Here is an 11,293-nt window from a genome sequence, read left to right as displayed (position 1 = left end):
GGCAGTGGTCAACCATTAGCGGTCCACAAGACCTGGTGTTGCAGAGAGGCACAACATGTTCAAAAAGGTACTGGTAGCGAACCGTGGCGAGATCGCCATTCGGGCATTTCGCGCGGCATACGAGTTGGGGGCGCGCACGGTTGCCGTCTTTCCCTATGAAGACAGGAACTCGCTTCACCGCTTAAAGGCTGACGAGGCGTACCAGATCGGTACGGTTGGGCACCCGGTTCGGGCATACCTCGACGTTGACGAGATCATTCGCGTGGCGAAGGAATCTGGCGCTGACGCCATTTACCCCGGCTACGGTTTTCTCTCAGAAAACCCGCACCTCGCAGAGGCTGCGCGCGACGCTGGCATCACGTTCATCGGGCCGAGCAAAGAGGCACTCGAGATGGCCGGCAACAAGGTTGCGGCGAAGAACCACGCGATTGATGCCGGCGTTCCGGTCTTGAAATCGACCCCACCGACGACCGACATTGAGGCGCTCATGAAGGGCGCCGAAGAGATCGGGTACCCGCTCTTCGCGAAGGCGGTAGCGGGCGGCGGCGGCCGCGGCATGCGTCGCGTCGAGAAGCCAGAACTCTTGCGCGAGGCGCTCGAGAGCGCAATGCGTGAGGCCGACAGCGCCTTTGGCGACCCCACCATGTTCATCGAGCAGGCGGTGCTTCGCCCACGTCACATCGAGGTGCAGGTACTCGCCGATCGCTCGGGCGAGACGGTGCACCTCTTCGAGCGTGACTGCTCGGTGCAGCGTCGCCACCAGAAGGTTGTCGAGATCGCACCCGCTCCCAACATCTCGCAGGAGAAGCGCGACGAACTCACTCGCGACGCCGTCGCGTTCGCACGCTCGATCGGCTACGAGAACGCCGGCACCGTCGAGTTCTTGCTCGACACCGAGGGCGATCGTAAGGGCGAGCACGTGTTCATCGAGATGAACCCGCGCATTCAGGTTGAGCACACCGTGACCGAAGAGATCACCGACATCGACCTCGTGCAGGCGCAGATGCTCATCGCGTCTGGCTCATCGCTCGAAGAGCTCGGGCTCACGCAAGACAAGATCAAGATGCACGGCGCCGCACTGCAGTGCCGCATCACGACCGAAGATCCCGCCGACGGGTTCCGCCCCGACCTCGGCCGCATCACTGCCTACCGCTCACCGGGCGGCGGCGGCGTGCGTCTCGACGGCGGCACGATCAACCCCGGCTCGCAAATCAGCCCCCACTTCGACTCGATGCTCGCCAAGCTCACGAGCCGCGGCCGCGACTACCAGCAGGCGGTTACCCGTCAGCGCCGCGCCCTCGCCGAGTTCCGCATTCGCGGCGTCGCGACGAACATCCCGTTCCTCATGGCCGTGCTCGACGACGAAGAGTTTCGCGCCGGCGACGTCTCGACCGCCTTCATTGAAGAGCGCCCCGAGCTGCTGAGCCTCAACCGCCCGCAAGACCGCGCTTCGAAGATTCTGCAGTACGTCGCCAACACGACGGTCAACAAGCCGAACGGTGAGCGCCCGACGCGCCTGCAGGTTGCCGACAAGCTGCCCATCATCGACACGAACGCCGACATTCAGCCTGGCTCGCGCCAGCGTCTCGAAAAGCTCGGTCCCGAGGGATTCGCGAAGGCGCTTCGTGAGCAGAAGGAACTCGCGGTCACCGAAACGACCTTCCGCGACGCACACCAGTCGATTCTCGCGACCCGCGTGCGCACCCGCGACCTGACGGCGGTGGCCCCGCACATCGCGATGCTCACCCCTGAGCTGCTCTCGGTCGAGGCCTGGGGCGGCGCGACGTACGACGTGGCCCTCCGATTCTTGGGAGAGGATCCCTGGGAGCGACTCGCGAAGATCCGCGAAGAAATGCCAAATATCGCGATCCAGATGCTGTTGCGCGGCCAGAACACCGTCGGCTACACGCCATACCCGGCCAAGGTAGCCCGCGCCTTCGTGCAGGAGGCGGCAGAGACCGGCGTTGATATCTTCCGCATCTTTGACGCGCTCAACGACGTCGAGCAGATGCGCGTCGCGATCGACGCGGTGCGCGAGACCGGCAACACGGTCGCCGAGGTGGCGCTGTGCTACACCGGCAACCTGCTCGACCCGGCTGAAGATCTGTACACGCTCGATTACTACCTGAAGCTTGCCGAGCAGATCGTTGACGCTGGCGCACACGTACTCGCGATCAAAGACATGGCGGGCCTCTTGCGTCCAGCCGCTGCCGCGAAGCTCGTCACCGCGTTGCGCGAGCGTTTCGACCTGCCTGTGCACCTGCACACGCACGATACCCCCGGTGGCCAGCTCGCGACCCTGCTCGCGGCCTCGGCCGCTGGCGTTGACGCGGTTGACGTTGCGAGCGCACCGCTTTCGGGCGGCACGAGCCAGCCTTCGCTCTCGGCCCTCGTCGCGGCGCTCGCCAACACCGAGCGTGACACGGGCCTGAACGCCGACAACGTGCTCGCCCTCGAGCCGTACTGGGATGCGGTGCGCAACATGTACGCACCCTTCGAGTCGGGTCTGCCCGGGCCCACGGGTCGGGTCTACACGCACGAGATTCCCGGTGGTCAGCTCTCGAACCTGCGCCAGCAGGCGATCGCACTGGGCCTCGCCGACCACTTCGAGAAGATCGAAGACATGTACGCGGCGGCGAACCGCATCCTGGGCCGCGTGCCCAAGGTGACACCGTCGTCGAAGGTCGTGGGCGACCTCGCCCTGCATCTCGTTGCGGTCGACGCCGATCCTGCCGACTTCGAGCAGAACCCCGGCAGCTACGACATTCCCGATTCGGTCGTTGGCTTCATGGCCGGCGAACTCGGCGACCTGCCTGGCGGGTGGCCTGAGCCATTCCGCTCGAAGGTACTTGAGGGGCGCTCGGTGAAGCTCTCAGAGGCCGAGGTGTCGGCCGAAGACGAGCAGGCCCTCGCAGAGTCGGGCACCACGCGCCGCCGCGCGCTCAACCGACTGCTCTTCCCGGCGCCGACGAAGCAGTACCTCGACGCCCGCGACCAGTACGGTGATCTCTCGATTCTTGAGACCAACGATTACCTCTACGGGCTCATCCCGGGCGAAGAGCACGTGATCGACCTCGAGCGTGGCGTGCGACTGTTCGTGGGCCTTGAAGCGATCGGCGAGGCCGACGAGAAGGGCGTGCGCTCGGTCATGGTGCGCGTCAACGGCCAGGTTCGTCCGGTGTACGTGAAGGACGAGTCGATCAAGGTCGAGGTTGCCCTGGCAGAGAAGGCCGATCGCACCGACCCGCAGCACGTGGCGGCCCCCTTCGCGGGCTCGGTCACGCAGCGCGTTGCCGTCGGCGATCAGGTTGCTGCGGGTCAGCCCGTCGCGACAATCGAGGCCATGAAGATGGAGGCCGCGATCACCGCGAACGTGACCGGCACCGTCACCCGTCTCGCGTTCACGGGTACTCGCTCGGTTGAGGCTGGCGATCTCGTGCTCGTCGTCGAGGTTGACCACTAGCGGTCACTCTGCAGAGCGAAGAGGGCCGGCACCGCGTCATGCGGTGCCGGCCCTCTGTCGTTGGTGCTGCGGTCTCGTTAGCGTTCGAACACTGCCACGGTCTCGAAGTGGTGGGTGTGCGGGAAGAGGTCGAAGGCGCGCAGCGTCGTGAGCGCGTAGCCTGCCTCGGTGAGCGCTTGGGTGTCGCGGGCGAGCGCGACGGGGTCGCAGGCGACGTACACGATGTTGCGCGGCTCAAGCGTGGTGAGCGCCTTTGTGACGAGGCTGCCTGCGCCAGAACGCGGTGGATCGAGCACGACGGTCGCCTGCCGCATACGCTCTCGTGACGATGCGTTGCCGTTTTTGATGACGTCGCGCAGGTAGGCGTCGACCTTGCCGGTGACGGCCATCGCGCCAACGAAGTCTGAGAGGTTCTCGGCCGCATCGTCGGTTGCGCCTGCGTCTGACTCAACGCTCGTGACCTTCACGCGAGGGCCGCCGGCCTCGATCATGGCCGCGCCGAGCAGGCCGACGCCGCCATAGAGGTCGAGGTTCGTTGCGAGAGGATCGAAGCGATCGCCAAGAGCGGTGATCTCGTCGCGCACGGCTTCGAAGAGGGTGAGGGGCGCCTCGCGGTGCACCTGCCAGAAGCCGCCGGCGCGCACCACGAAGCCGCGGCCGCCAACCGACTCGAAGACGCGGTCGTTTTCGCCGATGCGCTCGCCCGACTCAACGTCGACGATGAGCGCGCGAGGGTCATCGCTGCTCGGGGCCACGACATCAACGGCAGACGCGTCGGGAATGTACTCGCCGAGCGGCGCGATCATGTTGATCTCGGCGTTCGCGAGTGGCAGCCCTTCGACGTTCACCACTCGGCGGCTGCGAGCGGCGTAGGGGCCGACGATGCCGGTCTCTTCATCGACGTGCAGGCGCACGCGTGACCGCCAGCCGAGGCCGCCCGTCTCGTCGTCGCCCTCGGCCGCCTCGACCGTTGCGCGCGCTTCGATCTTGCCGAACCGAAGCATGGCGTCGGTGAGAACGTCTTCTTTGAGAGCACGCTGGCGCGGTAGGGCGATGTGGCCAAACTCGGCTCCGCCTACGCGCTCGTCGGGATCGCGGTCGACCCCGGCCTCTTCCCAGATGTGCGCAACGCGGTCGGCAGACGCCTCGACGACGTTCGTAACGCTCGCCCGTGCAAACTTCTTCTTGCGCGCCTCGGTCACGCGTGCGGTAACGGTCTCGCCTGGAATCGCGTCAGATACGAAGACGACGCGCCCCTCGTGCCTCGCCACGCTAATGCCGCCGTGTGCGATGCCGGTGACCTCAAGTTCTATTTCGTCACCAACGGAAAGGGTGCTCTCGTGCTCTGTCATACTTCCATTCTCCCAGGAATCGCGGCGCACCTCGCTGAACGTTGTGTAAAACTCTGCGCGCTGGCCCGTGCACACCGCCCCGCGAGCCCCGCTCAGTGCGTACGATGGCTACATGAGACTTATTCTTGCTTCGACGTCACCCGCCAGGCTCTCGGTGTTGCGCGCCGCCGGCATCGAACCGGTGTGTTACTCACCAGAGGTAGACGAGGAGGCCGAGGTGGCTGTCCGCGAAGAGACGCTGGGTCGTGCCATGACGGCTGCCGAGATGGTCGAGTACCTCGGCATGTTGAAGGCTGAAGACGTGGCGAGAAGGCACGGCCCCGACCTTGATGGCCTCATTCTTGGCGGCGACTCTGCATTCTTGCTCGACGGTGAGACCCTCGGCAAGCCGCACCTTCCCGAGGTTGCGCTTGAACGTTCGAAAGCGCACCGTGGCCGCACCGGCGTGCTGCACTCGGGGCACTGGCTCATCGATCACCGCGGAGGCAAGCCTCACGCCGCCGTCGGCGAGGTCGATACCGCGACGGTGACGCTCGCCGCCGATGTGAGCGACGAAGAGCTCGCGGCCTACGTCGCCACGGGAGAGCCGCTCGAACTGGCCGGTGGCTTCGCGATAGACGGGCTCGCGGGCGCGTTCATCGAGCGCATCGAGGGCGCGCCGTCGTGCGTGATCGGGCTGTCGCTTCCCGCCCTTCGCCGCATGGTGACGAGCCTCGGCGCCGCATACCCCGAACTGTGGAACGCACAGGGCGGGCCGGACGAGTAACCCCGCTCGGCCCGCCCTGCGCGCCTAGCAGCAGCGCCCCTGCGGGTTGCGTTCTTGCCAGTCGCGGTAGTCGCGCCAGAACTCGCGCTCGCTCATGGGTGCTGTTTCTGGGTGGGTGTTCTCGTGATGGCGCAGGTACGTCGTGTACTTGTCGCCGCCCAGCACGCCGTTGAGGTAGAGGCCAAGGCTCATGGCCAACGTGCGAAGCTTCGTCACGGGGTGCTCCCTTCGCCGCGCATGGGGCCGGGCTGCGCGCCAGCGTGCTCGGTCGCCTCGGTGTAAGCCTTCCACTTGGCCTCAAGCTCCTTTTCGGCCGGGGTCGCGAGGAACCCTGCCGGGGCGAAGATCTTCGACTCGACCCGGGGGTCTTCGGTGTTCTCGCCGCCGCCATTGCGGTAGGCCTTGAGGCAGGCCACCACTGCCGCAACGATGACGATGATCGAGAGCACGAGGAAGATGACCGAGAGCCAGCCCTGCACGCCGGTGTTGCGTACGACCGCCTGCATTGCCTCGACGTCGCCAGCCGCGCCGAAGCTCGTCTGACCGTCGGCGAGGGCCGCCTTGAACGCATTGTGGTTTGCGAAGTAGCCCACCTTCGGGTCGCTCGAGAAGATCTTCTGCCAACTCGCGACGAAGGTCACGACGACGGCGAAGGCGAGCGGCACAATGACCACCCACAGATGCTTAAAGTTGCCTCGCTTTGCGACGATCGTCATGACGATCGCGAGCGCGATGGCGGCGAGCAGCTGGTTCGAGATGCCAAAGAGCGGGAAGAACGTGTTGATGCCGCCGAGCGGATCAGTTACCCCGAGAATGAGAATGTAGCCCCAGCCCGCGACCATGAGCGCGGTGCAGAGCCAAGCCCCAAAGGTCCACGACGTGTCTTTAAACTTAGGCACGAAGTTGCCGATCGCGTCTTGCAGCATGAAGCGCGCAACGCGCGTGCCGGCATCGACCGCCGTGAGGATGAACAGCGCCTCAAACATGATCGCGAAGTGGTACCAGAAGCCCATCATCGCGGTGCCGCCAAACCACTGGTGCATGATGTGGGCGATACCGACGGCGAGCGTGGGGGCGCCGCCCGTTCGCGACACGATCGACTCTTCGCCAATGTTGTTCGCGAGTTCGGTGAGCGTTGAGGCGTCAACGTTCACGCCAGAGAGCCCGAGCGAGTTCACGAAGGCGACGGCCCCCTCGACGGTTCCGCCCGTGGCGGCCGCTGGAACGTTCATGGCGAAGTAGATACCCTGGTCAATCGAGACCGCGGCAACGAGTGCCATGATCGCGACGAACGACTCCATGAGCATGCCGCCGTAGCCGAGAAAGCGCGTCTGCTTTTCTTTCTCGACGAGCTTCGGGGTCGTGCCAGACGAGATGAGCGCGTGAAAGCCCGATAGGGCGCCACAAGCGATCGTGACGAACAAGAATGGGAAGAGTGAGCCCGACACAACCGGGCCGTCAGATCGGGTCGCGAACTCGCTGAAGGCCGGCGTCGTGATGTGGGGTTGCACGAAAACGATCGCGACGGCGAGCAAGACGATCACACCGATCTTCATGAACGTTGAGAGGTAGTCACGCGGCGCGAGCAAGAGCCACACGGGCAGCACCGCGGCGATGAAGCCGTAGACGATGATGCTCCAGGCGATGGTCGAGCGGTCGAGGTGCAGCATCTCGCCGAAGCCCGACTCTGCCACCCAGCGACCCGAGATGATCGCAAACATGAGCAGCGCGAAGCCGATGATCGAGATCTCGAGCACCTTGCCGGGGCGAATGAAGCGCAGGTAGATGCCCATGAAGAGAGCTATCGGGATCGTGAGCGCGACTGAGTACACGCCCCACGCTGACTCGCCGAGGGCGTTGACCACGACGAGCGCGAGAATTGCGACGATGATGATCATGATCGTGAGCGTCGCGATGAGGGCAGCGGTGCCGCCGATCACGCCGAGCTCTTCACGAGCCATCTGGCCGAGCGACCTGCCACCGCGGCGCATCGAGAAGAACATCACGAGGTAGTCTTGCACCGCGCCGGCGAGCACGACGCCGACGATGATCCAGATCGTGCCGGGCAGGTAGCCCATCTGGGCGGCGAGCACGGGGCCAACGAGGGGGCCGGCTCCGGCAATCGCCGCGAAGTGGTGGCCGAAGAGCACGCGCCGCTCGGTGGGCACGAAGTCGCGCCCGTTGTTGTTGTACTCGGCGGGCGTCGCGCGTGTGTCGTCTGGCTTTGCGATGCGCCGTTCAATGTACTTCGAATAGAAGCGGTAGGCGATGAAGTAGGTTGCCAGCGCGGCAAACACGAACCAGATCGCGTTGATGGTTTCACCGCGGTGAAAGGCGAGCATCGACCAGGCGACACCGCCAACGAGCGCAATGATGATCCACAGAATAATTTTGAAGGGCGTCCAGCGCCTCGACTCAGCCTCGGCAACAGCGGCGTCTACCGCTGCGGGTGGGCGAGAAATGGTAGTGCTCATGCGTACGAACCTCCTTGTTGCTCGCAGAGCTGTTCGGGCGGGGCACGCCGATGATGACCACGAACCCCACCTTCGACACTACGTGTTTTCTCGCCGATTTCAATGGTTGCGTCTGCGCTCGCGCGAAGCGGATCATGATCGATACCGGGCCGTTATGAGCGCGACACGTGGCGAACATCGCTGGTTCGGCTGACCGGCCGACACGTTACGTGATCAATTTGTGAGGTGCCGACTGCCCACTCATGCCGCGGCAGAGGTGCGATTCTGGCAGAATGAATTTGGCGCTACCAATGGGGCGGCGCCTTACACACGTAAGCTTCATTGCGGAAGGACGTACAGCATGAAACGTCAAGTACTCGCGGGCATTGCCCTCGCGGCTGCGGGCGCTCTCGCGCTTGTCGGCTGCTCATCAGCCGAAAAACCGGCAAACTCAGGCGACGACGCCAAGTTTACAATCGGAATTAACCAGTTTGTGCAGCACGGAGCACTTGACGCGGCGACCGCCGGCTTTAAGAAGGCCTTCGAAGACGCTGACATCGATGTCACCTTCGAAGAGAAAAACGCGAACGGTGAGCAGGCCACGGCCGTGACCATCGCTCAGGGTTTCGCCTCGAAGAAGCCAGACCTCGTGCTCGCCGTCGCAACGCCTTCAGCGCAGGCCACTGCGCAGGCGCTCGCCGACGTTCCCGTGCTCTTCACCGCGGTCACCGACGCTGAAGAGGCGAAGCTCGTCGAAACGAACGCGAAGCCAGGCGGCAACGTGACCGGCACGAGCGACCTCGCGCCGATCGATAAGCAGCTCGAGCTCATTCAGCAGATCGTTCCCGACGCCAAGAGCGTCGGCATTGTCTACGCCTCGGGCGAGGTCAACTCGCAGGTGCAGGTTGACGCGGCAATCGATGCCGCGAAGCCTCTCGGCATTGAAATCGTCTCGAAGACGGTCACGACCCCCAACGACATTCAGCAGGCCACCGAGTCACTCGGCGACGTTGACGCGATTTACGTGCCCACCGACAACATGGTCGTTGCGGGCATCGCTGCGCTCGTGCAGGTCGCAGAGGCGAAGCAGATTCCAGTCATTGGCGCCGAGAGCGGCACCGTTGACGGTGGCGCCGTCGCGACGGTTGGTATCGACTACTTCAAGCTCGGCTACCAAACCGGCGAGATGGCGATTCGCATTCTCAAAGACGGCGACGACCCGGCCGACATGTCGGTCGAGGTGGCGAAGGAGCACGCGTACGTCGTGAACCCCGGAGCCGCCGAGCGCATGGGCGTAGAGCTGCCGAAGAGCATTCTCGACCAGGCTGATATCGTCGAATAATCATTGTGCGGGGGTCGGTACGGCCCCCGCACACCCCTATCTATAAGGAATACCCATGTTTGGTGCACTCGAGCTCGGGCTTATTTACGGTGTCATGGCCCTTGGCGTGTATCTCACGTTTCGCGTGCTCAACTTTCCTGACCTCACCGTCGACGGCAGTTTCACGACCGGTGCGGCGCTCGCCGCGATGCTGATCACCAACGGGGTCAACCCCGTGATCGCGACGGCTGCTGGCGCCGGGGCGGGCTTCGTGGCTGGCATTATCACCGGGCTGCTCTACACGAAGGGCCATATTGATGGCCTGCTCGCGGGTATTCTCACGATGATCGCCCTGTGGTCGATCAACCTGCGCATCATGGGAACCTCAAACCTGGGCCTGCTGCGCACGAACACCGTCTTTTCGCCGCTCGGCGATAACAACCTGCTCGGCACCTGGACCAGCATCATCAGCATTTTTGCCGGCGTGCTCGTCTTGAAATTCATTGTCGACTGGTTCCTCTCGACCGACCTTGGTCTCGCGATTCAGGCGACCGGCGATAACGGCCCGATGATCCGCTCATTCGGTGTCTCAACCGACAAGACCGCGATTTTGACGCTCGCCATCTCGAACGGCTTCGTGGGGCTGTGCGGCGCGCTCGTCGCCCAGTACAACGGCTTCGCCGAGATCTCGATGGGCGTCGGCCTCATTCTCACCGGCCTCGCGTCGGTCATTCTCGGCCAGGCGGTATTCGGCCAGAGCCGCATCTGGATCGCGACACTCGCGGTTGTGCTCGGCGCCGTGCTGTACCGCGTCATCATTTACGGTGCCCTGGCGGTAGGCCTCGAGCCGCAAGACATGCGCCTCGTGACCGCCGTGCTCGTGATTGCCGCACTGCTCTTGCCGCGGTGGAAGTTCTTAAAGCGGCTTCCCTCATGGGATCTCAAGAGCTCACGGCCGAAGCCCAAAACGGCCGCTCCAGAACCGGCCGCTGCTGGCGCCACCGACCGGGCCGCTGGCTCAACAAAGTAGGTCACGATGCTCTCGATTAACGCAATCTCGAAAACCTTCTTCGCCGACACCATCAACGAGCGCCGCGCGCTCAACAGCCTGAGCCTCACGCTCGCCGAGGGCGACTTCGTTACGGTCATCGGTTCAAACGGCGCCGGCAAGTCGACGCTCTTGAACGCCATCTCTGGCCGCTACACCGTCGACTCGGGCGACATCGAGATCGACGGCCGCCGGGTGAACGGGCTCAAAGAGTTCAAGCGCGCACGCCACATTGGTCGCGTCTTTCAAGACCCCATGGCGGGAACCGCGCCGAACCTAACGATCGAGCAAAACCTCGCTCTCGCCGCAAAGCGCGGTCAGCGTCGAGGCCTCGGCCGCGCCCTCAACAAGACCAAGCGGGAGTACTTTCGCGAGCAGCTCACCTCGCTCGAGCTGGGGCTCGAGAACCGGCTCACCGCCAACGTGGGGCTGCTCTCAGGTGGCCAGCGCCAGGCGCTCTCGCTGCTCATGGCGGGCTTTACCCACCCCTCTATCCTGCTGCTCGACGAGCACACCGCGGCGCTCGATCCGCAGCGTGCGGCGCTCGTGACCTCGCTCACCGAGCGCATCGTCTCGCAGGGCAACCTCACGACGCTCATGGTCACCCACAACATGGAGCAGGCGCTCGCCCTCGGCAACCGCCTCATCATGATGCACGAGGGCCGCATCGTCTTCGAGGCCGGCCCCGAAGAGAAAAAGAACCTCACGGTTCAGGGGTTGCTCGACGAGTTCTCGAAGATCAAGGGCGCGCAGTTCGACGACCGAGCGCTGCTCGGCTAGCGAGGCTTGGGCTCGATCTGCGCATGATTGGCCTCGGCTCATAAACCTTTGCCTGATTTTTGCGCGGTTTTACTCTGAAAGCCCCGAAAAGGGCATTACATCAGGCAATC

At 64.2% G+C, this 11,293-nt stretch carries 8 protein-coding genes; 5 read left to right on the top strand and 3 right to left on the bottom strand.

Features of this window, described 5'->3' with window-relative positions; genetic code table 11:
• The first annotated feature begins 55 nt into the window (after window positions 1-55).
• Window positions 56-3,463, top strand: coding sequence for a pyruvate carboxylase (locus tag JSO19_RS04845; protein WP_270910120.1), 3,408 nt, complete (start codon window positions 56-58; stop codon window positions 3,461-3,463).
• A 77-nt stretch (window positions 3,464-3,540) separates the two neighbouring features.
• Here JSO19_RS04845 and JSO19_RS04840 read toward each other — a convergent pair whose 3' ends face one another.
• The gene (locus JSO19_RS04840; RefSeq protein ID WP_270910118.1) at window positions 3,541-4,815 is read right to left on the bottom strand and encodes a class I SAM-dependent RNA methyltransferase; all 1,275 of its coding nucleotides are present in this window, start codon (window positions 4,813-4,815) and stop codon (window positions 3,541-3,543) included.
• 112 nt (window positions 4,816-4,927) lie between these two features.
• Between JSO19_RS04840 and JSO19_RS04835 the strand changes: the two genes are divergently transcribed.
• A complete protein-coding gene (locus JSO19_RS04835; RefSeq protein WP_270910116.1) occupies window positions 4,928-5,581 on the top strand; it encodes a Maf family protein in 654 nt (217 codons plus the stop codon).
• Between the two features lie 24 nt (window positions 5,582-5,605).
• Here JSO19_RS04835 and JSO19_RS04830 read toward each other — a convergent pair whose 3' ends face one another.
• On the bottom strand, window positions 5,606-5,797 hold the full coding sequence (locus JSO19_RS04830; protein ID WP_270910115.1) for a YbdD/YjiX family protein: 192 nt from the start codon (window positions 5,795-5,797) through the stop codon (window positions 5,606-5,608).
• Window positions 5,794-8,055, bottom strand: a complete 2,262-nt coding sequence (locus JSO19_RS04825) for a carbon starvation CstA family protein (protein WP_270910113.1) — start codon at window positions 8,053-8,055, stop codon at window positions 5,794-5,796. Before JSO19_RS04825 ends, JSO19_RS04830 begins: the two co-directional genes overlap by 4 nt.
• Window positions 8,056-8,395: 340 nt before the next feature.
• Between JSO19_RS04825 and JSO19_RS04820 the strand changes: the two genes are divergently transcribed.
• The 3 genes from JSO19_RS04820 to JSO19_RS04810 are packed head-to-tail and all read left to right on the top strand — an operon-like array spanning window position 8,396 to window position 11,183.
• Window positions 8,396-9,376 carry an ABC transporter substrate-binding protein gene (locus JSO19_RS04820; RefSeq protein WP_270910111.1) on the top strand — a complete coding sequence of 327 codons (981 nt, stop codon included), beginning with the start codon at window positions 8,396-8,398 and terminating at the stop codon, window positions 9,374-9,376.
• A 55-nt stretch (window positions 9,377-9,431) separates the two neighbouring features.
• Entirely contained in the window at window positions 9,432-10,385 is a 954-nt protein-coding gene (locus tag JSO19_RS04815; protein WP_270910109.1) for an ABC transporter permease, read from the top strand.
• A gap of 6 nt (window positions 10,386-10,391) precedes the next feature.
• The gene (locus JSO19_RS04810) at window positions 10,392-11,183 is read left to right on the top strand and encodes an ABC transporter ATP-binding protein (protein WP_270910107.1); all 792 of its coding nucleotides are present in this window, start codon (window positions 10,392-10,394) and stop codon (window positions 11,181-11,183) included.
• The last annotated feature ends 110 nt before the right edge of the window (window positions 11,184-11,293 follow it).

Source organism: Leucobacter sp. UCMA 4100, assembly GCF_027853335.1.
Taxonomy (GTDB): Bacteria; Actinomycetota; Actinomycetes; order Actinomycetales; family Microbacteriaceae; genus Leucobacter_A.
The sequence above is the reverse complement of the archived record's forward strand: the minus strand, read 5'-3'. Positions and strand labels throughout refer to the sequence as shown.

Coding starts and splice junctions, on each gene's coding strand:
- JSO19_RS04845 (WP_270910120.1), top strand. CDS start 56: ATGTTCAAAAAGGTACTGGTAGCGAACCGTGGCGAGATCGCCATTCGG.
- JSO19_RS04840 (WP_270910118.1), bottom strand. CDS start 4,815: ATGACAGAGCACGAGAGCACCCTTTCCGTTGGTGACGAAATAGAACTT.
- JSO19_RS04835 (WP_270910116.1), top strand. CDS start 4,928: ATGAGACTTATTCTTGCTTCGACGTCACCCGCCAGGCTCTCGGTGTTG.
- JSO19_RS04825 (WP_270910113.1), bottom strand. CDS start 8,055: ATGAGCACTACCATTTCTCGCCCACCCGCAGCGGTAGACGCCGCTGTT.
- JSO19_RS04820 (WP_270910111.1), top strand. CDS start 8,396: ATGAAACGTCAAGTACTCGCGGGCATTGCCCTCGCGGCTGCGGGCGCT.
- JSO19_RS04815 (WP_270910109.1), top strand. CDS start 9,432: ATGTTTGGTGCACTCGAGCTCGGGCTTATTTACGGTGTCATGGCCCTT.
- JSO19_RS04810 (WP_270910107.1), top strand. CDS start 10,392: ATGCTCTCGATTAACGCAATCTCGAAAACCTTCTTCGCCGACACCATC.